20 protein-coding genes are annotated in these 24,739 nt (G+C 75.0%); 10 read left to right on the top strand and 10 right to left on the bottom strand.

Features of this window, described 5'->3' with window-relative positions; genetic code table 11:
- Positions 1–5 precede the first annotated feature (5 nt).
- Positions 6–299, bottom strand: coding sequence for a type II toxin-antitoxin system PemK/MazF family toxin (locus GA0070606_RS19965; RefSeq protein ID WP_091102696.1), 294 nt, complete (start codon positions 297–299; stop codon positions 6–8).
- Positions 289–546: a DUF6364 family protein gene (locus tag GA0070606_RS19960; protein WP_091102692.1), complete on the bottom strand. Its 258-nt coding sequence runs from the start codon at positions 544–546 to the stop codon at positions 289–291. Before GA0070606_RS19960 ends, GA0070606_RS19965 begins: the two co-directional genes overlap by 11 nt.
- Positions 547–804: 258 nt before the next feature.
- Here GA0070606_RS19960 and GA0070606_RS19955 point away from each other — a divergent pair, with 258 nt between their 5' ends.
- The 5 genes from GA0070606_RS19955 to GA0070606_RS19935 all read left to right on the top strand — a co-directional run bounded on the left by GA0070606_RS19955 (position 805) and on the right by GA0070606_RS19935 (position 8,553).
- Positions 805–2,949, top strand: a complete 2,145-nt coding sequence (locus GA0070606_RS19955) for a molybdopterin oxidoreductase family protein (RefSeq protein ID WP_091102688.1) — start codon at positions 805–807, stop codon at positions 2,947–2,949.
- Positions 2,950–3,016: 67 nt separating this feature from the next.
- The gene (locus tag GA0070606_RS19950; RefSeq protein ID WP_091102684.1) at positions 3,017–4,456 is read left to right on the top strand and encodes an FAD-dependent oxidoreductase; all 1,440 of its coding nucleotides are present in this window, start codon (positions 3,017–3,019) and stop codon (positions 4,454–4,456) included.
- A gap of 64 nt (positions 4,457–4,520) precedes the next feature.
- On the top strand, positions 4,521–7,055 hold the full coding sequence (gene nirB / locus GA0070606_RS19945; protein WP_281190818.1) for a nitrite reductase large subunit NirB: 2,535 nt from the start codon (positions 4,521–4,523) through the stop codon (positions 7,053–7,055).
- A gap of 34 nt (positions 7,056–7,089) precedes the next feature.
- Positions 7,090–7,464: a nitrite reductase small subunit NirD gene (nirD, locus tag GA0070606_RS19940; protein ID WP_091102680.1), complete on the top strand. Its 375-nt coding sequence runs from the start codon at positions 7,090–7,092 to the stop codon at positions 7,462–7,464.
- Positions 7,465–8,553, top strand: a complete 1,089-nt coding sequence (locus tag GA0070606_RS19935; RefSeq protein ID WP_091102677.1) for a uroporphyrinogen-III synthase — start codon at positions 7,465–7,467, stop codon at positions 8,551–8,553.
- Positions 8,554–8,740: 187 nt separating this feature from the next.
- Here GA0070606_RS19935 and GA0070606_RS19930 read toward each other — a convergent pair whose 3' ends face one another.
- From GA0070606_RS19930 to GA0070606_RS19915, 4 genes are all read right to left on the bottom strand, one after another.
- Positions 8,741–9,364 carry a GTP-binding protein gene (locus GA0070606_RS19930; protein WP_091102673.1) on the bottom strand — a complete coding sequence of 208 codons (624 nt, stop codon included), beginning with the start codon at positions 9,362–9,364 and terminating at the stop codon, positions 8,741–8,743.
- Entirely contained in the window at positions 9,345–9,710 is a 366-nt protein-coding gene (locus GA0070606_RS19925) for a DUF742 domain-containing protein (RefSeq protein ID WP_091102670.1), read from the bottom strand. Before GA0070606_RS19925 ends, GA0070606_RS19930 begins: the two co-directional genes overlap by 20 nt.
- Positions 9,711–9,793: 83 nt before the next feature.
- Positions 9,794–10,201, bottom strand: coding sequence for a roadblock/LC7 domain-containing protein (locus tag GA0070606_RS19920; RefSeq protein ID WP_067359650.1), 408 nt, complete (start codon positions 10,199–10,201; stop codon positions 9,794–9,796).
- A complete protein-coding gene (locus GA0070606_RS19915) occupies positions 10,198–13,341 on the bottom strand; it encodes a sensor histidine kinase (RefSeq protein ID WP_091102666.1) in 3,144 nt (1,047 codons plus the stop codon). Before GA0070606_RS19915 ends, GA0070606_RS19920 begins: the two co-directional genes overlap by 4 nt.
- 446 nt (positions 13,342–13,787) lie before the next feature.
- On the opposite strand from GA0070606_RS19915, the gene GA0070606_RS19910 reads away from it, so the two are divergent.
- Positions 13,788–14,969, top strand: a complete 1,182-nt coding sequence (locus tag GA0070606_RS19910; RefSeq protein WP_091102662.1) for an ABC transporter substrate-binding protein — start codon at positions 13,788–13,790, stop codon at positions 14,967–14,969.
- Between the two features lie 116 nt (positions 14,970–15,085).
- Here the strand turns inward: GA0070606_RS19910 and GA0070606_RS19905 are convergent, their stop codons facing one another.
- Complete coding sequence (locus tag GA0070606_RS19905; protein ID WP_091107920.1) at positions 15,086–15,901, bottom strand: ABC transporter permease; 816 nt, start codon at positions 15,899–15,901, stop codon at positions 15,086–15,088.
- 165 nt (positions 15,902–16,066) lie between these two features.
- The gene (locus tag GA0070606_RS19900) at positions 16,067–17,098 is read right to left on the bottom strand and encodes an ABC transporter substrate-binding protein (protein ID WP_091102658.1); all 1,032 of its coding nucleotides are present in this window, start codon (positions 17,096–17,098) and stop codon (positions 16,067–16,069) included.
- Between the two features lie 313 nt (positions 17,099–17,411).
- On the opposite strand from GA0070606_RS19900, the gene GA0070606_RS19895 reads away from it, so the two are divergent.
- The 4 genes from GA0070606_RS19895 to GA0070606_RS19880 all read left to right on the top strand — a co-directional run bounded on the left by GA0070606_RS19895 (position 17,412) and on the right by GA0070606_RS19880 (position 22,029).
- Positions 17,412–18,197 (top strand): ABC transporter ATP-binding protein, encoded by a 786-nt coding sequence (locus GA0070606_RS19895; protein WP_091102654.1) that lies wholly within the window; start codon positions 17,412–17,414, stop codon positions 18,195–18,197.
- 2 nt (positions 18,198–18,199) lie between these two features.
- Positions 18,200–19,150, top strand: a complete 951-nt coding sequence (locus tag GA0070606_RS19890; protein ID WP_091102651.1) for an LLM class F420-dependent oxidoreductase — start codon at positions 18,200–18,202, stop codon at positions 19,148–19,150.
- The gene (locus GA0070606_RS19885; RefSeq protein ID WP_091102648.1) at positions 19,147–19,449 is read left to right on the top strand and encodes a cupin domain-containing protein; all 303 of its coding nucleotides are present in this window, start codon (positions 19,147–19,149) and stop codon (positions 19,447–19,449) included. The genes GA0070606_RS19890 and GA0070606_RS19885 overlap by 4 nt, the downstream gene beginning before the upstream one ends.
- A gap of 75 nt (positions 19,450–19,524) precedes the next feature.
- On the top strand, positions 19,525–22,029 hold the full coding sequence (locus tag GA0070606_RS19880; RefSeq protein WP_091102646.1) for a hypothetical protein: 2,505 nt from the start codon (positions 19,525–19,527) through the stop codon (positions 22,027–22,029).
- An 85-nt stretch (positions 22,030–22,114) separates the two neighbouring features.
- On the opposite strand, the gene thiC is transcribed toward GA0070606_RS19880, so the two are convergent.
- Entirely contained in the window at positions 22,115–23,707 is a 1,593-nt protein-coding gene (gene thiC / locus GA0070606_RS19875) for a phosphomethylpyrimidine synthase ThiC (RefSeq protein WP_091102643.1), read from the bottom strand.
- A gap of 17 nt (positions 23,708–23,724) precedes the next feature.
- Complete coding sequence (thiD, locus tag GA0070606_RS19870; RefSeq protein WP_091102640.1) at positions 23,725–24,513, bottom strand: bifunctional hydroxymethylpyrimidine kinase/phosphomethylpyrimidine kinase; 789 nt, start codon at positions 24,511–24,513, stop codon at positions 23,725–23,727.
- Between the last annotated feature and the right edge of the window lie 226 nt (positions 24,514–24,739).

Here is a 24,739-nt window from a genome sequence, read left to right as displayed (position 1 = left end):
AGGTGTCAGAGCTGTTGCAGGATGCGCAGCGCCCGGCCGACCCGCTGCATGGTCTCGGTGTCGGCGACGTCCACGCACTCGGTGAACCACTTCTTCATCGGTGAGGAGAGCCGGTCGGGCATCACCACGTACGCGCCCATCGGCACCGCCAGGGGCGAGTCGCGCAGCAGCGCCTCCTCGACCACCTCGGCCACGATGACGATCGGCACGTCGGTGGAGTTGTAGACGTCGGAGCTGATCACCAGCCCGAGCCGCTCCCGGGCGCCGTCGATGCGCCAGACCTCGCCCCTACGCAGCACGCGGGCGCCCGCCGAAGAGCAGGTCGTCGACCATGCCCACCTCGCGGGCGTCGGCGAGGGCGGCGGATTCGAGGTCGAGCCCGGCGCGGCCGACAGCGGCGGCGTGCGCGGTGAAGACCTCGCGCAGCGCCTTCTCGCGGGCCGCCTGGTCCATCCACGCCGACAGGGAGAGCCCCTCGCGCTTGGCGAACCGGCGGGCCTCCTCGATCGTCTCGTCGGAGAACGACAGGGTCACCTTGGCCGTCATGCCGAACAGCCTACCGCTGGTATGACCGGCAGTCATCCCACCGTTCGCCCGGGCCCGGCCGGCCGGGGTACGTCTGGAACGGCCGCGACCGACGACAGCCGGGCCTCGGCTGCGCCGACCACCGGCACGCCGCCCGACCGCGCCCCCTCAGAAGGCACCGAAGCGGCCCCGTGCCTCGGTGCGGTGTGAGCCGCTCTTGACAGGAGCGAAACAAACGGGACCCGGGCCGGAAACCGCCCCCCGGCACGCTTTGCCGACATGACGGACGGTGCGCGGACGGCGACTCGACCGGGGCGGGAGCCCCGGGAGGTGGCGACACACTGCCCGTACTGCGCCCTCCAGTGCGGCATGCGGCTGCGCGAGGAGGACGGCCGGGTGGCGGTGCTCCCCCGCCAGTTCCCCACCAACCGGGGCGGCCTCTGCCAGAAGGGCTGGACGGCCGCCGAACTCCTCGACCACCCCGAGCGGCTGACCACCCCGCTGCTGCGCGACCCCCGCACCGGCGAGCTGCGCCCGGCGAGCTGGGACGCCGCCCTCGACCGGATCGTGGCCGGGGTCCGCGCCGTCCAGCGTGGACACGGCCGGGACGCGGTGGCCGTCTTCGGCGGCGGCGGGCTCACCAACGAGAAGGCGTACGCGCTCGGCAGGTTCGCCCGGGTGGCGCTGCGGACGAGGCACATCGACTACAACGGCCGGTTCTGCATGTCCTCGGCGGCGGCGGCCGGGATGCGCGCCTTCGGCGTCGACCGGGGCCTGCCGTTCCCGCTGGCCGACCTGGGGCGGGCCGACACGCTGCTGCTGGTCGGCGCGAACCCGGCCGAGACCATGCCCCCGCTGGTGCGCTGGCTGGCCGAGCAGCGCGAGCGCGGCGGCCGGCTGATCGTGGTCGACCCCCGGCTCACCGCCACCGCCCGGCAGGCCGACCTGCACCTGCAGCCCCTGCCCGGCACCGACCTGGCGGTGGCGAACGCGCTGCTGCACGTCGCGCTCACCGAGGGCTTGGTCGACCGCGAGTACGTGGCCGCCCGCACCACCGGCTTCGAGGCGGTCCGCCGCAGCGTGACCGCCTGGTGGCCGGCCCGCGCCGAGGCGCTCTCCGGGGTGCCGGCGGCCGACCTGGAGGCGACCGCCCGGGCCCTCGGCACCGCCGAGCGCGCGATCATCCTGACCGCGCGGGGCGCCGAACAGCACGCCAAGGGCGTCGACACGGTCACCGGCTTCGTCAACCTGGCGCTCGCCCTGGGGCTGCCCGGCCGCCCCGGCTCGGGCTACGGCTGCCTGACCGGCCAGGGCAACGGGCAGGGCGGGCGGGAGCACGGGCAGAAGGCCGACCAGCTCCCCGGCTACCGCCGGATCGACGACCCGGCCGCCCGGGAGCACGTCGCCGGGGTCTGGGGGGTGCCGGCCGACGAACTGCCCGGCCCGGGCGTGCCCGCGTACGAGCTGCTGGACTCGCTGGGCACGCCCGCCGGGCCGAGGGCGCTGCTGGTCTTCGGCTCCAACCCGGTGGTCTCCGCGCCCCGCGCCGCCCGGGTCGAACGCCGGCTGCGCGGGCTCGACCTGCTGGTGGTGGTCGACTTCCTGCTCTCCGAGACGGCCGCGCTGGCCGACGTGGTGCTGCCCACCGCGCAGTGGGCCGAGGAGGACGGCACGATGACCAACCTGGAGGGTCGGGTGCTGCGCCGGCGGGCGCTGCGTCCGCCGCCCCCGGGCGTCCGTACCGACCTGGAGATCCTCGCCGGCCTCACCGCACGCCTCCGGGCGGGAGCCACTCCGGTTCCCCCGCCCGCCGGCGAGGAGGACGGCGGCGACCCGCGGGCCGTGTTCGCGGAGCTGCGGCGGGCGTCGGCCGGCGGCCCCGCGGACTACGCCGGGGTGAGCTGGGAGCGGATCGACGAGCGGGACGGGGTGTTCTGGCCCTGCCCGGCCGAGGACGGGCCCGACACGCCCCGGCTCTTCGTCGACCGGTTCGCCACCCCCGACGGGCGGGCCCGGTTCCACCCCGTGGAGCACCGGCCGGCGGCCGAGGAGGTCTGCGCCGAGTACCCGCTGCACTTCACCACCGGCCGGGTGCTCGCGCAGTACCAGTCCGGCACCCAGACCCGCCGGGTCGCCGCGCTGCGCCGGGCCGCCCCGGACGCCTTCGTCGAGCTGCATCCCGACCTGGCCGCCCGGCTGGGCATCGGCGACGGCGAGTTGGTGCGGGTGGTCTCCCGCCGGGGCGAGCTGCGCGCGCCGGCCCGGCTCAGCGCCGCCATCCGGCCGGACACGGTGTTCGCGCCGTTCCACTGGGGCGGCGCGGCGCGGGCCAACTCGGTGACCAACGACGCCGTCGACCCGGTCTCCGGGATGCCGGAGTTCAAGATCTGCGCCGTCCGGCTGGAGAGGGTGGAGCGACCATGAGCGAGCGAACCGTCCGGCGTCCCGCGGCGCCGGCCCGGGGCCGTCCGCCGCGCGACGGGGGCCGGCCGTGACCGGGCGCGTGGTGATCGTCGGCAACGGGATGGCCGGCGCCCGGCTGGCCGCCGAGCTGCACGCCCGGGGCGGGGACCGGAAGGTCACCGTGCTCGGGGCGGAGCCGCACCGGGCGTACAACCGGATCATGCTCTCCACCCTGCTGGCGGGCAAGATCGGCGAGGCGGACGTGGAGCTGGCGGAGGCCGCCGGGCACGGCGTCGACCTGCGCCCCGGGGTGACCGTCACCGCCGTCGACCGGGCCGACCGCACGGTCCGCACCGACGACGGCGACCGCATCGCGTACGACCATCTGGTGCTCGCCACCGGCAGCCGGGCCGTGGTGCCCCCGCTGCCCGGGCTGGACGGGCTCCGGCTGCCGGACCGGGTGGTCCCGTTCCGCACCCTGGACGACTGCCGGCGGATCCTCGCCGTCGCCGACGGCGCGCACACCGCCCTGGTGCTCGGCGGCGGGCTGCTCGGGCTGGAGGCGGCCCGCGGGCTCGCCGCCCGGGGCCTGGCCGTCGGGGTGGTGCACCCGCTGCCGTACCTGATGGAACGGCAGCTCGACCCGGCGGGCGCGGCCGTGCTGGCCGGCACGCTCGCGGGGCTCGGGGTGACCACCCACCTGGCCGTGTCGGCCACCCGGGTGGTGGCGGACGCCGACGGGGTCCGCCTCGACCTGGCCGACGGCCGCTCGCTCGCCGCCGACCTGCTGGTCCTCTCCTGCGGGGTACGCCCCGACACCGACCTCGCCGCCGCGGCCGGGCTGGCCGTGGAGCGGGGCGTGCTGGTCGACGACCGGCTGCGCACCAGCGACCGGCGGATCTCGGCGATCGGCGACTGCGCCCAGCACGACGGCGCCCTCACCGGGCTGGTCGCGCCGGCCTGGGCGCAGGCGCGGGTGGTGGCGCAGGTGCTCACCGGCGAGGACCCGCTGGCCCGCTACCGGCCCCGCCCGGCGGTGACCCGACTCAAGGCGGCCGGCATCGACCTCGCCGCGATGGGCGACCCGGCCGACGGCGGGGCCGGCGAGGAGCTGACCTTCGCCGACCCGGCCCGGGGCACGTACGCGCGGCTGCGCATCCGCGACGAGCGGTTGACGGCCGCCATCCTGCTCGGCGACAACCCGGCGGTCGGCACGGTGGTCCAGCTCTTCGACCGGGGTGAGCCGGTGCCGGCCGACCGGCGGTCCCTGCTGCTCGGCCGGGCCTTCGGTGCGGCCCCGGCGGCGCCCGCCGCCACCCCGGCGCTGATGCCGGACGCGGCGACCGTCTGCCAGTGCAACCACGTCAGCAAGGGCGCGCTGGTGAGCTGCTGGCGTTCCGGCGCCCGGACGGTCGACGCCGTGGTGGCGGCCACCCGGGCCGGCACCGGCTGCGGCGGCTGCCGGGACGCGGTCGCCGGCATCGTCGACTGGTTGTCCGAGGTGGATTCGGTGGAGGTGGCGCGATGAGCGGGCGAGGCAGGCTCCGTGCGGGAGTGCCCCAGGCGGGCACGCGACGAAGCGGAGCGCGGTCGTGAGCGGGCGAAGCGGCAGTCACGGTCGGCTGGTCGTCGTCGGCAACGGCATGGTCGGGCAGCGCCTCGTCGACGCGCTGCGCGCCCGCGACCCCGAGGGACGGTGGCGGGTCACGGTGCTCGCCGAGGAGACCCGCCCGGCGTACGACCGGGTGCGGCTCTCGGCGTTCTTCGACGGGGCCACCGCCGAGGAGCTCAACCTGCACACCCCCGACGACGGGGTGGAGCTGCGCCTCGGCGAGCCGGCCACGGAGATCGACCGGGTGCGGCGGGTGGTGCGCACGGCGGCCGGCGAGCATCCGTACGACGCGCTCGTGCTGGCCACCGGCTCGTACGCCTTCGTTCCGCCGGTGCGGGGGGCGGCGCTGCCGGGGGTCTTCGTCTACCGCACGCTGGACGACCTGGAGGCGATCCGGGAGCACGCGCGCGGCCGGCGCACCGGCGCGGTGATCGGCGGCGGGCTGCTCGGCCTGGAGGCGGCGAACGCGCTGCGCCTGCTCGGCCTGGCGACGAGCGTGGTGGAGTTCGCGCCCCGGCTGATGCCGGCGCAGGTGGACACGGCCGGCGGCGCGATGCTGCGGCGCTACGTCGACGAGCTGGGCGTGGCCACCCACCTGGGCGTCGCCACCACCGCCCTGCGGCCCGGCCCGGACGGCGCCGTCGCCGGCCTGGAGCTGGCCGACGGCTCGGTGGTCGACGCCGAACTGGTGGTGGTGGCGGCCGGCATCCGGCCCCGCGACGAGCTGGCCCGGGCGGCCGGACTGGCGCTGGGCCCACGCGGCGGGGTGCTGGTCGACGGTTCCTGCCGCACGACCGACGAGCGGGTCTGGGCGGTCGGCGAGTGCGCGGCGGTCGACGGCGCCTGCCACGGCCTGGTCGCCCCCGGCTACGCGATGGCCGAGGTCGTCGCCGACCGGCTGGTCGGCGGCGCGGCCACCTTCCCCGGGGCGGACACCGCCACGAAGCTGAAGCTGCTCGGCGTGGACGTGGCCTCGTTCGGCGACGCGCACGGCACCACGCCGGGCTGCCTCGACGTGACGTTCACCGACCCGGCCACCCGGGTCTACGCCAGGCTGGTCCTCTCCGACGACGCGCAGACCCTGCTCGGCGGGGTGCTGGTCGGCGACGCGAGCGCGTACCCCACGCTGCGGGCCAGCGTCGGCGGCCCGCTGCCCGCTCCCCCGCTGGCGCTGCTCGCGCCCGCCGGCGCACCGGGCGCGGGAGCGGGGGCGCTGCCCGCCACCGCGCAGGTCTGCTCCTGCAACGCGGTGACCCGCGCCGACGTCGACGACGCGATCGCCGGCGGCTGCGCGGACGTGCCGGCGCTGAAGGCGTGCACCCGGGCGGGCACGAGCTGCGGCTCCTGCGTGCCGATGCTCAAGCAGCTCCTCGACGCGGCCGGGGTGTCGCAGTCGACCGCGCTCTGCGAGCACTTCGACGCCAGCCGGCAGGAGCTGTTCGACATCGTCCGGGTCCGGGGCATCCGCACCTTCTCGCAGCTCGTCGCCGAGCACGGCCGGGGCCGTGGCTGCGACATCTGCAAGCCGGTGGTCGCCTCGATCCTCGCCTCGCTCGGCACCGGGCACGTGCTCGACGGAGAGCAGGCGTCGTTGCAGGACACCAACGACCACTTCCTGGCCAACCTGCAACGCGACGGCAGCTACTCGGTGGTGCCCCGGATCCCGGGCGGGGAGATCACCCCGGAGAAGCTCATCGTGATCGGCGAGGTGGCCCGCGACTTCCGGCTCTACACGAAGATCACCGGCGGGCAGCGGATCGACCTGTTCGGGGCCCGGGTCGAGCAGCTGCCGCAGATCTGGCGCCGGCTGGTCGACGCCGGCTTCGAGTCCGGCCACGCGTACGGCAAGGCGCTGCGCACGGTGAAGTCCTGCGTCGGCGAGACGTGGTGCCGGTACGGGGTGCAGGACTCGGTCGGGCTGGCCGTCGCCCTGGAGCTGCGCTACCGGGGCCTGCGCGCCCCACACAAGATCAAGTCGGCGGTGTCGGGCTGCGCCCGCGAGTGCGCCGAGGCCCGCAGCAAGGACTTCGGCGTCATCGCCACCGAGACCGGCTGGAACCTCTACGTCGGCGGCAACGGCGGCTTCCGGCCCCGGCACGCCGACCTCTTCGCCACCGACCTGTCGACGGAGGCGCTGGTCCAGCTCATCGACAGGTTCCTGATGTACTACGTCCGCACCGCCGACCGGCTGCAACGCACCGCCGCCTGGATCGAGGCGATGGACGGCGGCCTCGACCACCTCCGCGCGGTGATCGTGGACGACTCGCTCGGCCTCTGCGCCGAACTCGACGCGGCGATGGCCCGGCACGTCGACTCGTACTCCGACGAGTGGCGGGACGTGCTGGAGGACCCGGCCCGGCTGCGCCGCTTCGCCTCCTTCGTCAACGCCCCCGAGGTGCCCGACCCGTCGATCACCTTCGCGCTCGAACGGGGCCAGCCGGTCCCGGCGGGGCGCGCGCCCGCCGCCGAGGGCCGGCAGCCGGTCGCGCTCGGGATGCCGCGGGTGCGGCGATGACCCCCACGACGCCCGGACCTCCGGAGGTACCGCGATGACCACGACGACCACCACCGCCCCGCGGTCGGCCGCCCCGACGCGCGCCTGGACCCCGGTCTGCCCGATCGACCGGCTGGAGCCCGACCGGGGCGTCGCGGCCCTGGTCGACGGCGCACAGGTGGCCCTCTTCCGCACCGCCGACGGGCTGTTCGCCCTCGACAACCTCGACCCGGTCGGCGGGGCGTACGTGCTGTCGAGGGGGATCGTCGGCAGCCGGGGCGGGGTGCCCACCGTCGCCTCGCCGCTGCACAAGCAGGTGTACGACCTGCGCACCGGGATCTGCCTCGACCTGCCCGGGGTCGCCGTGCCCCGGCACGAGGCGCGTTGCCGGGACGGACTCGTCGAGGTGCGGCTGCGACAGGAGGGGTGAATGCGCGACGACCTGGCCGGCTTCACCATCGGGGTGACCGCCGACCGCCGACGGGACGAACTCGCCGCGCTGCTCCAGCGGCGTGGCGCCCGGGTGGTGATCGCCCCGGCCCTGCGGATCGTGCCGCTGGCCGACGACACCGACCTGCGCGAGGCCACCCGCGCCTGCCTGGACCGGCCGCCGGACGTCCTGATGGCCAACACCGGCATCGGGATGCGCGGCTGGCTGGAGGCCGCCGAGGGCTGGGGGCTGGCCGAGCCGCTGCGCGGCGTCCTCGCCGACGCGTACGTGGTGGCCCGGGGCCCCAAGGCGCGCGGGGCGATCCGGGCCGCCGGCCTGCACGACCAGTGGTCACCGGATTCGGAGAGCTGCGACGAGGTGGTCGACCACCTGTGCCGGCGCGGCGTCGCCGGGCAGGTGATCGCCATGCAGCTGCACGGCGAGCGGCAGCCGGAGTGCACGGCGGCGCTGGAGGCGGCCGGGGCAACCGTCATCGAGGTGCCGGTCTACCGGTGGGCGCCGCCGACCGACCCGGCCCCGCTGCACCGGCTGATCGACCTGGTCGCCGGCCGCCTGGTCGACGCCGTCACGTTCACCTCCGCCCCGGCGGCGGAGGCGCTGCTGCGGGCGGCCGGCGACCGTGGCGACGCGGTGCTGGACGCGTTCCGGCACGACGTGCTCGCCAGTTGCGTGGGGGCGGTCACGGCCGAACCGCTGCTGCGGCGCGGGGTGCCGGTCAGCGCGCCGGCGCGGGCCCGGCTGGGCGCCCTGGTCCGGACCATCGTCGACGAGCTGCCGCGCCGCACGGTCACCCTGAAGGCGGCCGGCCACCTGCTCACCCTGCGCGGGCACGCCGCCGTGATCGACGGGGAGCTGCGCCCGCTCGCCCCGGCGCCGATGGCGGTGCTCCGGGCGCTGGCGCACTCCCCCGGCCGGGTGCTGTCCCGCACCGCGCTGCTGCGCACGCTGCCGCGCGGCGCCGACGAGCACGCGGTGGAGATGGCGGTGGCCCGGCTGCGGGCCGGGCTGCGCGCGCCCCGGGTGGTGCAGACCGTCGTCAAGCGCGGCTACCGGCTCCGGGTGGACTGACGCGGGGGCCACGCACCTGACGCGCGCCGGGAGCCGACCCGCCGTACGCCGGCACGGACGCGCGCCCGGGCGGCAACCCGGCCGCCCGCCCGCCGGCCCGGGGTTCACGCCGCGCGCCGGCCCGGGGTTCACGCCGCCCGCCGGCCCAGGGTTCACGCCGCGCGCCGGGCGTGGCGCCCGCCGGGCCTCAGCCGACGGGCGCCGGGTAGCCCCGGCCGTGCTCGGCCTGGAGGCGGATCATGGCGTGCTCCACGACGGTCACCAGCACCTGCTTGACCGAGTCCCGGTGCCGGGCGTCGGTCATCACCAGCGGCACGTCCGGCGAGATGGCGAGCGCCTCGCGGACCTCCTCCAGCTCGTACTGCGGCGCGCCGTCGAACCGGTTCAACGCCACCACGTACGGCAGCTTGCGGTTCTCGAAGTAGTCCAACGGCGCGAAGGCGTCGGTGATCCGGCGGGTGTCCACCAGGACGGCGGCGCCCACGGCACCCCGGATGATCTCGTCCCACATGAACCAGAAGCGGGTCTGGCCCGGCGTGCCGAAGAGGTAGAGGATCAGGTCCTCGGCCATGGTGATACGGCCGAAGTCCATCGCGACCGTGGTGGTCTGCTTGCCGGGCACCTTGGACGGGTCGTCGATGCCGACCCCGGCCGCGGTCATCACCGCCTCGGTTCTCAGCGGCGTGATCTCCGAGATCGCGCCCACCAGGGTCGTCTTGCCCACGCCGAAGCCGCCCGCGACCACGATCTTCGCGGAGATGATTCCCCGGTTCTGGCGGGCCCCGGCGGGGTCATAGCCTGCGAAGTCCACTTAGCACCCTTCCAAGGATTTCCATCCGCTCCTCGAACCCCTCGGCGGGAGCGGCAGTGTGTAGCGTCAGCAGGCTCTCGGCCACCATGTCGGCGACCAGCACCCGGGCGACGCCCAGCGGCATCCGGGTGTACGCGGCGATCTCGGCCAGCGACTGTGCCCGCCCCTCACAGACGGTGGCGATGCGGTGCTTGTCGTGCCCCGCGAAGCGGGACTCCGCGACCTGGGTGGGGCTGGCCGACAGGACCGCCTCCAGGGCGATGTCCATCTGGGCCTCGGTCCGACCGCGGGTGACCGCGTACGGCCGCACCAGCGCGCCACGCGGGTCCGCGCGCCGTTGGTCCATCCGCGATCACCTCCTCTCCGGCCGGGCCTTCCGGGCACCGGTCTCCTCGTCCCTGCCGACGCGCGACCGCGCGTCGCGCCCCGCTACGACCGCACGGCGTCCCGGGGCAGCGGCACCAGCGCGGCGCCGACGCGCTCCACCAGGAGCGCCATCTCGTAACCCACCTGCCCGACGTCGCAGCTGCGGGCGGCCAGCACCGCCATCGACGAGCCGTCGCTGATCGACATCAGGAAGAGGTAGCCGCTGTCCATCTCGATGACGGTCTGCAGCACGCCGCCGGCGCTGAACATCCGGGCGGCACCCTCGGTCAGGCTGACCACGCCCGAGGTGATCGCGGCGAGCTGGTCCGCCCGGTCCGCGGGCAGGTCCCGCGAGGAGGCGAGCAGCAGCCCGTCGGCCGACACCGCCACCACGTGGGCGATGCCCGCCACGCTGTCGGCGAAGTTGGTGAGCAGCCAACTCATGTCCTGCATGGCCGCTGGCCTGTTCATCGGCTCGTCTCCTTGTTCGAGGTGCTGTTCTGATCCGTTCCGGCCGCCCGGCCGCGCTGCACGCCGCGGTGGTAGGCCGACAACAGGCCGCGTACTTCGTCAGGGGTGCGCCGGCTGCGGTCACGGCCGCCTCGGGGCTCGATGCCGCCGGGCACGAGCTGCGCCTGCGGCACCCGCTTTGGCAGCCCCGAGCGGGTGGTGCCGCCGGCGGCCGGCTCCGCGGCCCGGCTGGCCCGGGACCAGCCCTCGTCGGCCGCCGTCCGCCAGGCGTCCGCGTCGGCCGCCGGGGTCGGCTCGGCGGCCGGCGTCGGGGTCGACGCCGCGGGAGCCGCCTCCGGCGCCGGCCGCCGAGCCGGGGCCGGCGGGGTGTACGACGGCGGCGGCGCCTGCGCGGGCGACGGCGTGGCCGTGCCGCCCGGCGTACGTGTGGGCAGCCGTGGCGGGCGGGACTCGGCCGGCGCCGGCTGGGCCGGGGCGGACGGCTGGGCCGGGGCGGACGGCTGGGCCGGGGCCGGCGGCTGGTTGAAGTCCGGACGGGTGAAGATGGCGGTGGCGTCGTTGCCGTGTGACCGGAACCACACCGCCTCCATCTCCCGGAAGATCGGCGCCTCGGCCGGCAGCTCGGCACGCGGGGTGATCGGCGCGGCGGGGGCGGGCGGAGCGGTGGCGGCCAGGTCCGCACCGAGGCCCCGGCCTGCGCCGAGTCCCGTCGCCGGGGCGGGTCCACCGGCGGTCGGGGTGGTGACCGACGTGCCGGCGATCGGCCCGACCGGCAGGACCGGCGCGGCCGGCGCACCGGCCTCCGCGCCGCCCGGGACGCGCTTGGGCAGCGGGTCGAGCGTGGGGTACGCGACGGTCGGCGTGCCGACGGAGGGGCCACCGCCGCCGGCGAAGGCCGGCCGGGCCGGCGGCGTCGCGGGCGGAGTCGACGGCGACGCGGCCAGGCCACCGGCCTGCACCGGGGACGCGGTGTCCCGCGCCTGCTCGGGCGCCTGCCACGGCGCCGGTGCGGACCGCCACTGGTCGGTCAGCGTGGCCGAGGCGGTCCGTCCCGCCCCGGCGAGCGGCTCGCCGAGGCCGACGGGGGTGAGCGGCGTCTGCTCGACCGCGAGCGGCTGCCGGGGGCGGGTGATCTGCTGGTCGCGGCCGCTGTGGAGCGCGGGCAGCACCACCGTCGAGGCGGGCAGCGTCACCTGGGCGACGGTGCCACCCTCCACGTTGCGGCGCAGCTCCACCCGGATGCCGTAGCGGGAGGCGAGCCGGCTGACCACGGCCAGACCCATCAGTCGGAACGCCGCGACGTCGACGCTCGGCGGGGCGGCGAGCCGCCGGTTGAGCGAGTCGAGCTGGTCGTCGGTCAGGCCGAGGCCCCGGTCCTCCACCTGGATGAGCACGTAGTCGCGGATCCGCCGGCCGTCGGCGACCACCGTGGTGGTCGGCGGCGAGAAGCGGGTGGCGTTGTCGAGCAGCTCGGCGACCAGCCGGACCACGTCGTTGACCGCGTGCGCGGCCACCGAGATGTCCGTGTCGACGGTGCCGAACTCGATCCGGTTGTAGAGCTCCACCTCGGACTGCGCGGCGCGCAGCACGTCCACCAGGAGGGCGTCGTCGCGGCGCGGCACGGCCGAGTCGGCGCCGGCCAGGACGAGCAGGTTCTCGTCGTTGCGGCGCATCCGGGTGGCCAGGTGGTCCAGCTCGAAGAGCTGCGCCAGCCGCTTCGGGTCCTCCTCGCCGCGCTCGATCGCGTCCAGCTCGCCGATCATCCGGTCGACCAGGGTCTGACTGCGCCGGGCCAGGTTGAGGAACATCGCGGAGACGCTGGTACGCAGCGCGGCCTGCTCGGCCGCCACGCGGACCGCCTCGCGGTGCACGACGTTGAAGGCGAGCGCCACCTGGCCGACCTCGTCGCGGCTGTTGAGCTGGATCGGGTCGCGCACCTGCCGGACGATCTCGTCGACGCCGCCGTCGCCGACGTTGCCGACGTTCTGCAGCCGCTGCACGGCGTCCGGCAGGTCGTGGTTGGCCACCGAGAGGGCGCCCTCCCGCAGCCGGCGCAGCGAGTGGTTGAGCGAGCGGGCCAGCACCACGGCGAGGGTCACCGCGATGACGAGCGTGAGCAGCACCAGCACCGACTCGACGACGGCCTGCTGGATGACGTCCGAACGGGCCTCGTCGGCCTGGTCGAGCAGCCGCTCCTGGAGCCGGACCTCGGCCCACCGCATCAGGTCGTTGACCGCGCCGATGGCGGCGGTGGCGTCCTGGGCCGTCACCAGCGGGCGCTGCCCGACCGAGCGGGTGATGTCGGCGGCGACCCGGTCGGCGAGGGTGACCGCGTCGCCGGAGACGGTGCTGTCGACCAGGGCGCGCTGGGCCGGATCGGCGGCCAGGGAGAAGGCGAGCAGCGCCTCCTGCTGGCTGGTCAGGGTGGCGACGAACGAGGAGAACTGCTCCTCGTCGATCTGGCCGGCGGTCAACGCGGTGTAGGCCACCGACTGCTCCTCGGCGACCGCCGCCTTGGCGCGGGCGAACGCGGCGACCGCGCGCCGGGCGTCGGCCAGCCGCTCCTCGCCGGGCAGCTGGGCGAGCCCGTCGCCGTACGCGACCAGGTCGGTGAGGATGACCCCGTAGCGCAGCGCCGCCTCGGCGACCGCCATCTGCTGCCGGTCGAGCACCTTCTGCCGGGTGCCGTCGAGCGCCTCCAGGTGCTCGTCGATGACCTCCAGCCGGTCCCGGACGGCGGCCGGGACCTCGCCGATCCGGCCGCGCTCCGCCCGGTAGGCGTCGATCCGCGCGTCGGTGCTGCGCACCCGCAGGTTGTACGTCCCCTTCCGCGCCTCGACATCTCGCGGCGGGGCGGCCAGGAAGGCGGACGCCGCCATCCGCTCGGCGTGCAGGTCCTGGGTCAGGGCGGAGATGTCGATGGAGAGCCCGGTGAGCGCCCGGGCCCGGGTCGCGTCGAATGCGCCCTCGCCGACGGCGATGAGCCGGACGGTCGCCAGCGCGAGCACCGCGGCGACCGGCACCACGAGGATCAGCGCGAGCTTGGAGCGGATCCGCGCGTCACGCAGCCGGAACAGGCGGCGACGCTTCGGCTGCTCGGTCTCGCCACCGTCGGGCAGGGTCGTCGGTCCGGTGCTCACGACATCGCCTCCGTCGTTTCTTCCACGCCTGCCCCGCCGACTCGCGCCCGGTGCGACGGACTGCGCCACACGCGGCACGGCCGCGATTTCATCAGAAGTGATCCTGTTTGGGAAGCCGCAGTGGGGTAGGAAACGGTCGGACGGCACGCATCCCGTGATCCGGTCAACTAATACCTTCATTTCCCCATGCCCGTGAACAGGGCATGTAACTCCAGAGTGGTCGTCCATGTCGGATTAGTAAGCGCTTACGAACTTGCCGCGACCCCACCATGTGGGATACGCGTCCCGAAACGCCACCGACGCCCGCGCTTGACCACAGGGCCCGGCGTTGGCAAGGTTTTGCAGGCTTCGCGCACACCGTACGGCAGACTGATCCCGTTTCTCCACTGAGGACGGACAACCGGCGGTGACCGGGCAACGCCCCGGGCCGCTTCTGGAGGACTGAGTTGAGCCCCATCCGCTCCGCGACCGCCGCGGCGCTCGCATCGGCCGTGCTGGCCACCACCCTCACCGGCTGCCAATTCGGCGCGGACGAGCAGGACACCAGTCCCATCGTCATCGCGGCGGACCTCGAACTCTCCGGCGCGGCGGCGCCCGTCGGGAAGGCGTACCAGCGGGCTCTGGAACTGAAGATCGAGCAACTTAACTCCTCCGGCGCGCTGAACGGCCGGAGAGTCGAACTCAAGGTGAAGGACAACCGGTCCGACCCGGCCGAGTCCCTGCGCAACATCGGCGACTTCAGCAACGATTCCGAAGTCAGCGCCATCATCATGGGCGGCTGCAACGAATGCGCCGTCGGCGCCGCCCGGACCATCAACGAGAAGCGCATTCCCACCATTGCTCTCGCCTCGTCCGGCGCGGTGTCCAGCCCGGTCGCCGAGCGGCGGTACGTGTTCAAGCTCGCCCCGAACGCGTCCGACAGCGCCGCCGCCCTCGCCCTCGAGATGCGCCGAAAGGGCGTCCGAAAGGCCAGCGTGCTGTACAGCGACGACAACTACGGCCGCGAAGGGCTGGCCGCGCTGCGCGGCGAGTTCACCAAGACCGGCGTCAAGCTGCAGCGCGCGGAGTCGGTCAAGACCACCGACACCGAGGTCGGCGAGAAGATCAAGGCGCTGACCGACCGCAAGGTGGACGCGCTGGTGGTCTGGACGCCGCCGGAGCAGGCGGCGCTCGCCGCCACCGCGGCCCAGCAGGCCGAGTTCACCGGCTCGCTCTTCTTCGACGCGGCCGCCGCCGGCGACCTGTTCCTCGGCGCCGCCGCCAAGGCCACCGAGCGCGCGACCCTGGTCTTCACCCAGACGATGGTCATCGACGACATCATCGCGACCACCCCGGCCAAGGCCGCCCGCCGGCAGTGGTTCCAGGACTACACCGCCCGCTTCGGCGCCTACAACGGCTCGTCCTCGTTCGCGGCCGACGCGGTGCAGCTGATCACCGACGCCGAACTGCGCGCCGGCGGCGAGCCCGGCCGGGTCGACCGCGACGGCATCCGCGACGTGCTGGAGACGTCCCAGCTGGACGGCCTGTCCGGCCCGATCCGGATGACGCCGGACAATCACTCCGGCCTCATGCCGCAGGCCCTGACGACCCTGGTCGCCCGCAACGGCCGGTGGCGCCTCGCCGGCTGAGGCCGGTGGGAGGCGTGCCCGGCCCCGGCGGCCGGGCACGCCTCCGTGCCGGCGGCCGGGCACGATCCGACACACCGCGCCGGAGCGCGGCGGATCACCGCCCGGCCGCCGCCGGGTCAGCGGGCCGACGTGGTGGCCCGGACCCAGGGCAGCGCGAGTCGCTCGACCAGGGACAGGGCGCTGTAGAGCGCGATGCTCATCACCGCGATCAGCACGATCGCCGCCCAGGCGGTCGCGGTGTCCCCGACACCGTTGTACTGCAGGATCTGGTAGCCCAGCCCAGGCATGTCGGAGTAGAACTCCCCGATCACCGCACCGATCGCGGCCAGCGGCATCGCCACCTTCAGGCCCACGAAGACCTGCGGCAGCGCGGCCGGGAAGCGCACCTTGCGGAACGACTGCCACCACGACGCGTTGAGCGACCTGGCCAGCTCGGCCAGGTCCGCGGGAGTGGTGGTGAGCCCGGTGGCGGTGGAGAGCACGATCGGGAAGAAGCAGAGCAGGAACACCATGGTCAGGATCGGCTTCTCCCCCCAGCCGACCGAGACCACCAGCAGCGGGCCGAGGGCGATCTTCGGCACCGCGTTCACCGCCACCAGCAGCGGCGAGAACATCCGCTCGACGTGGCGGGACGCGGCCAGGGCCATCCCGATGAGCACCCCGGCGACCGTCGAGAGCAGGAAGCCGACCAGGGTCAGCATGGTGGTCGTCCCCAGCGCCGGCAGCAGCACGTCGGCCGAGGCGGTCAGCGACTTCCACACCGCCTGCGGCGGCGGCAGGGACGCCGGGTGCACCAGCTCCAGCACGGACGTGACCAGCCACCAGACGGCCAGCGCGATCACCGCGCCGAGCAGCGGCAGGCCGACGGCCAGCGGGGAACCGGCGCCCCGGCGGGCGGCCGCGGCTGCCGGCGCCGTGGTGGGCGTCGCCACCGCGGGGGCGCCGGTCTCGCGCTCCGCCCCGGCGTCGCCGGCGCGGGTACCGGTCGTCTCCGTCACAAGATTCTCCTCTCCTCGCCGGCCGGGGCCGGCATGCGACGGGGGTGCGCCCCACCGGTCGTCCCGGCGGGCCGCACCCCCGCGGCTGGTCGGCGTCGATCAGGCCTTCGGCGCGAGGCTGAAGTCGATGATCTGGTCGGGGGTGAGGTTCTGCTTGAGCTGGCCGGCGCCCTGCAGGATGGCGATGCTCTTGGCGACCCGGCCGCTGTCCAGGGCGCCCAGCTGGGTGCCCGAGTTGCTGGACCGCACGTAGGCGGCCATCAGCTGCAGCTCGGCGGCGGCCGCGGCGACGTCAGCGGCGGGCACGTTCTTCTTCAGGGTCTCGCCCGCCTCCTGCGGGTTGGTCAGCGAGTACTCGAGGCCCTTCATCAGGGCCTGCGTGAACCGCTTGACCATCTCCGGCTTCTCCTTGGCGATCTTGGAGGAGGTGATCAGCACGTTGCCGTAGAGGTCCTGCATCACGTTGCTGTACGGCAGCAGGACGGCCTTCTTCTTGGTCACCGTCTCGATGGTCGGCTGACCGACGACGAACTGGCCGATGCCGTCCACCGTGCCGTTGGCGAGCGTGCCCATCAGGGCCTGCGCCTCGCCGTTGACCCAGGTCACCTTGCTCGCGTCCACGCCGGCCAGCCGGGCGTACGTCGGGAAGAGGTTGCGGACGACGGAGGTGGGGGTGTCGGCGAGCTTCTTGCCCTCCAGGTCCTTCGGCGACGCGATGCCCTTGCCCTCGACGGTGGCGATGGCGGCCATGGTGCGCTGCTGGATGGCGGCGACCGCGACGAAGTCCTTGGCCTGGCCGTTGCCGAGCTGGAGCAGCCCACCGGTGAGGTCGATCGGGCCGAAGTCGGCCTGCCCGCCGACGACCGTCTGGATCACCATGCCGGTGCCCTGGCCCGGCTTGATCTCGACGTCGAACCCGGCCTCCTTGAAGAAGCCCTTCTCCTTCGCGACCCACGCGTAGGAGTCACGGCCGAAGTTGCCGAACGAGGTGAGGTAGGTCACCTTCTCCAGCTTCCCGCCGTTGCCGCCCTTGGCGTCGTCGCCGGAGTCAGAGCCGCCGCTGCAGGCGGAGACCAGGGCGAGGGCGGTGGCCAGCGCGGCCGCGGCGACCGTACGGGTCAGCCTTCTCATCAGAACACCATGTCCTTTCCGACCGGAACGGCGCGCCGCCGCCGGAGGGGGTTGTCTGGCGGGCCGGCCGGAGGGGTGAGGCCGACGCCACCGTCGTGAGGGGACTCTTAGCGGGCACAGCGTACGAGAAAACAGCCTTTGCGGTGCCAGGCGTATCGGGTTGCGTTACGGAAACAACTCGCCACGGCACCACGCACGCGCACCGCTCCACTAACGACGGGCCGGCGTGATCCACCCCGGACGGTGTCCAGGCCCGGAGCGGAGCTACCCTGTGCCGCGACCACTGATTGCCGACTCAGGGAGGCCGCCGGAGATGATCCGCCTGTCCGGGGTGTCCCGCACCTTCGACGGTCGCAGCGGCCGGGTGGAGGCGCTGCGCGGCATCGACCTGCACGTGGCCGACGGCGAGTTCCTGGCGGTGCTCGGCCGCTCCGGGTGCGGCAAGTCCACCATGCTGCGCCTGATCGCCGGCCTCCTGCCCGTCTCCGACGGCGAGATCACCGTGGCCGGCACGCCGATCACCAAGCCCCGCCGCGACATCGCCATGCTCTTCCAGCGGCCGGCCCTGCTCCCCTGGCGCACCGTGCTGGACAACGTCCTGCTCCCGGTGGAGATCTTCGGCTGGAAGCGGGCGAAGCACCGCGAGCGGGCCCGGCAACTGCTGGACCTCGCCGGGCTCGCCGGCTTCGAGAAGCGGCTGCCGCACGAGCTCTCCGGCGGCATGCAGCAGCGGGTCTCGCTGTGCCGGTCGCTGATCGGCGAGCCCCGGGTGATGCTGATGGACGAGCCGTTCTCCGCACTCGACGCGCTCACCCGCGAGGAACTCTCCGGCGAACTCCAGCGCGTGCACATGGAGTCCAAGGCCACCGTCGTCTTCGTCACCCACTCGATCGACGAGGCGGTGCTGCTGGCCGACCGGGTGGTCGTGCTCAGCCCGCGCCCCGGCCGGATCCGCAAGGTGGTCGACGTCGACATCCCCCGGCCGCGCACCCTCGGCCGCACCGCGCACCTGGCGGACGTCGCCCGGGTCAGCGCCGAACTGCACGAACTCCTCATGGAGCGGGACCTGCCGGCGGCGGCCGGCGCGGAAGGACGATGAGCATGCGGGTCACCGTCTTCACGGAGCCGCACCGGGGCGCGAGCTACGACGACCAGCTCCGCTTCGCCCGGCTGGTCGAGGCCGGCGGCTTCGAGGGCTTCCTCCGCGCCGACCACTACCAGGCGATGGGCGACGAACCCGGGCTGCCCGGCCCGACCGACGCCTGGCTGACGCTGGCCGCGCTGGCCCGCGAGACCACCCGGATCCGGCTCGGCACCCTGGTCACCTCGGCCACCTTCCGGCTGCCCGGCCCGCTCGCCGTGATGGTGGCCCAGGTCGACCAGATGAGCGGCGGCCGGGTCGAGCTCGGCATCGGTGCCGGCTGGTACGAGCGGGAGCACACCTCGTACGGCATCCCGTTCCCCGGCGTCGGCGAGCGCTTCGACCGGCTGGCCGAGCAGCTCGAGGTCATCACCGGGCTGTGGCGGACCCCGCCCGGCGAGACGTACAGCTTCACCGGCGACCACTACCGGCTGGTCGACGCCCCCGCCCTGCCGAAGCCGGTGCAGGTGCCCGGCCCGCCGGTCATCGTCGGCGGACGCGGCCCGAAGCGCACCCCCGAACTCGCCGCCCGGTACGCCGACGAGTTCAACATGCCGTTCAAGACCGTCGAGGAGACCGCCGAGGCGTACGCGCGGGTGCGGGAGGCCTGCGACCGGACCGGCCGGACGGAGTCGGGGCGCGCCCCGCTGACGCTCTCCGCCGGGATCGTGGTCGCGATCGGCCGCACCGACGCCGAGGCGCAGCGCCGGGCCGCCCCGCTGCACGTGAAGAGCGCGCTGCCGCCGGAGGACCCGGTGGTCGGCTCGCCCGCGCAGCTCGTCGACCGGATCGGCGAGTTCGCCGCGATCGGCGCCACCCGGGTGCACCTGCGGCTGATCGACCTCGCCGACCTCGACCACCTGGAACTCATCGCCACCGAGGTGCTTCCCCGACTGGACGGAACCCCATGACCGACACGCAGCCCGAACTCGGCCCGGTGGGCCAGGAGATCGTGTACGAGAACGACCGGGTCCGGGTGTGGCACATCCGGCTCGAACCGGGCGAGCGGCAGCCGCTGCACCGGCACGACCATCCGTACCTCGTGGTGGCGGTCCAGGGCGCGAAGAACGTCGTGCAGACGATCGACGGCACCACCATCGACGCCGACGAGCCGACCGGCGGAGTGGTCTACCGGGACCCGGGCGCCGTGCACATGCTCACCAACGTCGGCGACACCACGTACCTCGCGCGGCTGGTCGAGCTGAAGTAACCGCTGGCCGGGCGGGCCGGACCGCTCGCGGCGCGCCGGTGGCGACGTGCCCAACAGGTGCGTAACGTGCCGGACATGGCCTATCGGACCTGGGGCAGACCGCTGCTCACGGCGCTCGGGGTGAGCCTGCTGGCCGGGGCCGGTCAGCTCGGCGTCGCGTTCGGCTTCGGCATCGTCCGGCTCACCGGCACCTTCACCGGCGCCACCGTCAACCAGTGGCCGGCCCAGCTCGTCTGGGCGGGCTGGTTCGCGGCGAACGCCGCCGTGGTCGGTGCGGTGCTCACCGAGCGCCTGGCCCGCCGCGACGGGTTGCCGGCCAGCACCGGCCGCCACCTCGCCGTCGCCGGCGCGGCCGCGCTGGGCGCCACCGTCGTCGCGCCGCTGTGCATGCAGCCCGCCCGGGCCGCCGAACTCGTCTCGGTCGATCCGGTCTGGGCCGTCGGCATCTGCGCGCTCCTCGGCGCGCTGGCCGGCGCGGGCGCCGCGGTCGCCGTACTCCTGCATCCGCCGGTCGGCTGGAACCTCGCGGCGGTCGCGGGCGTGGTCTGGTTGCTGGCGCTGCTGTCGGTGGCGCCGTCGCTGGCGTCGACCGGCCAACTGCCCACCGTACGCCTCGGGGTGCTGGAGCCCACCTGGCTCGACGCCGGCGCGGCCCAGCGGCTGGCCCTGGTGATCCTGCCCCTGGTGGCGTTGCTCGCGGGCGCGGCGACCGGCGGGTCCGCGCGGTGGCGCGGCCACCCGCCGCTGGTCAGCGGCGCCACGGGGGTGGCGGGTCCGGTGCTGGTGGCGTTCGCCTATCTGACCGCCGGCCCTGGCGACACGGCCGACCGCTACCAGCTCACGCCCTACTACGCGGCGCTGCTCGCGGTGGCCGCCGGTGCCCTCGGCTCGGCCGCCGCCACGCTGCTGCGCTGGCCGCTCGTCACGCGCACCGCCCCGACCGGCGCCATCGAGCCGACCGACATCCTGCGCCCGCTGCCCGCCGGTCCCGCGCTGCCGCAGCCGGCCGGGGCCGACGAGCCGGCGACTGTCGACCTGGCCGACGCGGGGCTCGCCGCCACCGACCGACCCGCGGGTGCGGGCTCCGCCGACGACGGGTCGCCCCGGGCCACCCCGGCGCACTGGGACTGGCCCGCCGACGGCAGCACCACCTCGACGACACCCGCCACCACCGACGCGGCGCGCCCGACCGGATCGCCGGCCACCACCGACCCCGCGCGCCCGACCGGACCAGCCGCCACCACCGCGCGCCCGGGCGGGTCGCCGGCCCGGGCCGAGGCCAGGGCGCCCGGCGGCCGGGACGACACCCTGCTCCGCCTCGACGCCGACGTGCTGCCCCCGGCCACACCGGACGCCGCCGCCCGGCCCCCGGCCACCCCGGACGCCGCCGCCCAGCCCTCGACCACACCGGACGCCGGTGTCCGGCCCCCGACCACGCCGGACGCCAACAGCCAGCCCCCGGCCACACCGGACGCCGGTGTCCGGCCCTCGACCACACCGCAGGTCGGCGGACGAAGGCCGGCCACGCCCGGGCGGGCCGAGCCGGCGACCGCCCCCGACGCGGGCGGGCCGTCGCCGGGCACCCCCGACGGCGAGCGGCCGGCGGCCACGTCCCAGGCCGACGAGCAGCCGCCGGCCGCCGATGAGGGCGCCGCGCCCACCGGGCAGCCGGCCGGCTCGCCCGCGCCCAAGCCCCGCCGCGCCCGCAAGACCCGCGCGACGCGGCAGCCGGCGACCGCCTCGACGGACAGCACGGACCCGGTACCCACCGCCGGCTCCCCCACAGCGGACCGTGACCTGCACGGCGAAACGCCGACGGCCGCCGAGCCCTCTGCGGCCACCGCCTCCCCCGCCGCCGACACCCCGGTGCCGACCCACTCCCCCGCCGCCACCGACACCCCGGTGACCGCCCACTCCGCCGCCGCCGTACCACCGGCAGACGCCGGTTTCGCCGCGACCGGGGACAGCTACGGTTCGCCGGAGACCGACGGCGTCGGTCCCCGCCCGGCGCCGCTCTTCCCGGTCGGCGGGGCCACCCCCGGCGAACCGTCCGCCACGCTCCGACCGGCCTGGCGGCCCGCCTCGGCGTGGCCGACGACTCCCCGGGTCGGACCGGACACCGCCGCCGACACGACCGGCCCGGCCGACGCGGAGCCCACGCCCGATCCGGCGCCCCGGCCCCGGCACCTGGCCCCGATGCCCGACCTGGCCCGGGCGGCGAACTGGGACGCCCTCGCCACCGCCCGACGCGGCGGCCCCGCGCCGGCACCGGTCGACGCCGCCCTCGGCAACGGCACGGCGGCCACCGAGGCGCCCGACGTGCCGGTCGAGCGCGAGGCGGCGGCCGGCGCGTCCGACCAGTCCGGCGGGGGGATCCGAGCACGACTGGGACTGTTCCGGCGCAACCGGTCCCGGGCCGAGGACGCCGCCGCGGGCCAGGATCCCGAGCCGCTGCCTGCCCAGGACGAGGAGTACGTGGACTGGGTCGCCGGGCTGGGCAAGCCGATCGCCGACAACGAGCCCGACCAGGAGAGCGGCCGGCGGTCGTTGCGCTCCACCGGCCGCCACCACCGCGACTGACCCGGAGGGCCGACGTCGGGTCCGACACCCTCACCGGCCCGCGCGGCGGCCCGTCCGACAGCGCGGGCCGGGCCGCCGCTCACGGTCAGGCCAGCGGCAGGTAGACCCGGCCGCCCGAGGAGACGAACTCCTCCGACTTGTCCCTCATGCCGCGCGCCGCGTACTCCTTCAGCTCCTGGGTGATCTTCATGGAGCAGAACTTCGGGCCGCACATCGAGCAGAAGTGGGCGGTCTTCGCCGGCTCCGCCGGCAGGGTCGCGTCGTGGTACGAGCGCGCGGTCTCCGGGTCCAGCGACAGGTTGAACTGGTCCTCCCAGCGGAACTCGAACCGCGCCTTGGACAGCGCGTCGTCCCACGCCTGCGCCCCGGGGTGCCCCTTGGCCAGGTCGGCCGCGTGCGCCGCGATCTTGTACGCGATCACGCCGGCCTTGACGTCGTCGCGGTCCGGCAGGCCCAGGTGCTCCTTCGGGGTCACGTAGCAGAGCATGGCGGTGCCGAACATGCCGATCATCGCGGCGCCGATCGCCGACGTGATGTGGTCGTACGCGGGGGCGATGTCCGTGGTCAGCGGGCCGAGCGTGTAGAACGGCGCCTCGTGGCACCACTCCTGCTGGAGGTCCACGTTCTCCTTGATCTTGTGCATCGGCACGTGACCGGGGCCCTCGATCATCACCTGGACGTCGTACTCCCAGGCGACCTTCGTCAGCTCGCCCAGGGTGCGCAGCTCGGCGAACTGCGCCTCGTCGTTGGCGTCCGCGATCGAGCCGGGGCGCAGCCCGTCGCCGAGCGAGAACGTCACGTCGTAGCGGGCCAGGATCTCGCACAGCTCCCGGAAGTTCGTGTAGAGGAAGTTCTCCTCGTGGTGCGCCAGGCACCAGGCCGCCATGATCGAGCCGCCCCGCGACACGATGCCGGTCACCCGGTCGACCGCCAGCGGCACGTACGGCAGCAGCACCCCGGCGTGCACCGTCATGTAGTCGACGCCCTGCTCGGCCTGCTCGATCACGGTCTCCCGGAACACCTCCCAGCTCAACTTCACCGGGTCGCCGCCGACCTTCTCCAACGCCTGGTAGATCGGCACGGTGCCGATCGGCACCGGCGAGTTCCGCACGATCGCCTCGCGCGTCTCGTGGATCCGCTTTCCCGTCGACAGGTCCATCACGGTGTCCGCGCCCCACCGGGTCGCCCAGGTCAGCTTCTCCACCTCCTCGGCGACCGACGAGGTGACCGCCGACGTGCCGATGTTGGCGTTGACCTTCACCAGGAACGCCTTGCCGATGATCGCCGGCTCGCACTCGGGGTGGTTGACGTTGAGCGGCAGCACCGCCCGCCCGGCGGCGATCTCGTCCCGGACGAACTCCGGCGCCATGCCCTCCCGGATCGCCACGAACTCCATCTCCGGCGTCACCACGCCCGCCCGCGCGTACGCGAGCTGGGTGGGACGCCGCCCGTCGGCGCCGGCGAGCGGGGTGCCCGCGCCCCGGACGGGGGCCACGTCGCCGCGCTCGGCGATCCACGCCCCGCGCAGCGGCGGGAGACCCACCTCCGGCTCGGAGCCGGGCCCGGAGGTGTCGTAGAGCCGCAGCGGCGGGTTGTCGCCGGTCAGTTCCACCTCGGCGAACGGCACCCGCACGTCCGGCCGGGACCCCTCCACGTACACCTTGCGACGTGCCTGCATGACAGCCTCCCTGGTGATCAAGCGGACCAGCCGAAGTGGTCCAGCGGGCCGCGTCCCGCGCCCAGCTCCCAGTTCCGCGCGCCGGTCAGCGCGCGGAAGACGTACTCCTTGGCGGCGGCGACCGCCGTCGGCACCGGGTCGCCGAGGGCCAGCCGGACGGCGATCGCCGCCGAGAACGAGCACCCCGTGCCGTGGTTGTGCCGGGTGGCGACCCGGGGCGCGCGGAGCAGCGTGGTGACCCCGTCGCCGTGCAGCACGTCGACCGCCTCGCCGTCGGAGTCCACGTCGCCGCCGGTCACCACGACGTGCTCCGACCCGCCGGCGGCGAGCGCCTCGGCTGCGGTCACCATCTCCTCGACCGTGGTCACCGGCCGCCCGGTGATGGCCGCGGCCTCCGCGCAGTTCGGCGTCGCCACCCGGGCGTACGGCAGCAGCCGCTCGACCGCGGCGACCACGCCCAGCCGGTGCCCGCTGGTGGCGACGAGCACCGGGTCGACGACGAGGTGCGGCAGCCGCCCGTCCTGCGCGGCGTCGGCCACCGCGTCGGCGATCGCCGGGGTGCCGAGCATGCCCGTCTTGGCGGCTCGGACGCTGAAGTCGGCGAGCACGCTGTCGAGCTGCTCGGTGACCGTGCGGGGCGGCAACGGCAGGACGGCGTCTACGCCGCGCGTGTTCTGCGCGGTGACCGCTGTGAGCACGCTGGTGCCGTACGCGCCGAGGGCCGCGAAGACCTTGAGGTCCGCCTGGATGCCGGCACCGGCGCCGGAGTCGGAGCCGGCAATGGTGAGCACGGTCGTCGGGGTCATCGTTCCTCTTCCGTGGTGCCGGACGGGAGCTCGGTCCGGGCCTGCGTGGCCGTGACAGTTTGGGGCTGCGGCCGACCGTGCCCACTCCGGGCGGTCAGGCTTGATCCCTCCGCGGGCACGGTCGGCCGCAGCCCCGTCGCGGAGACCTCCGTCCGGTCGTGCCGGCTGCGCGTCGTCCCGGCGGGATCTGTGCTGCCGTGCCGGGTCCGGTCCGCCGGGGCAGCGG

The sequence above is a fragment of the Micromonospora citrea genome (genome assembly GCF_900090315.1).
Lineage (GTDB): Bacteria > Actinomycetota > Actinomycetes > Mycobacteriales > Micromonosporaceae > Micromonospora > Micromonospora citrea.
Note: the sequence above shows the minus strand (reverse complement) of the source record. Positions and strands in the feature narration are given on the sequence as shown.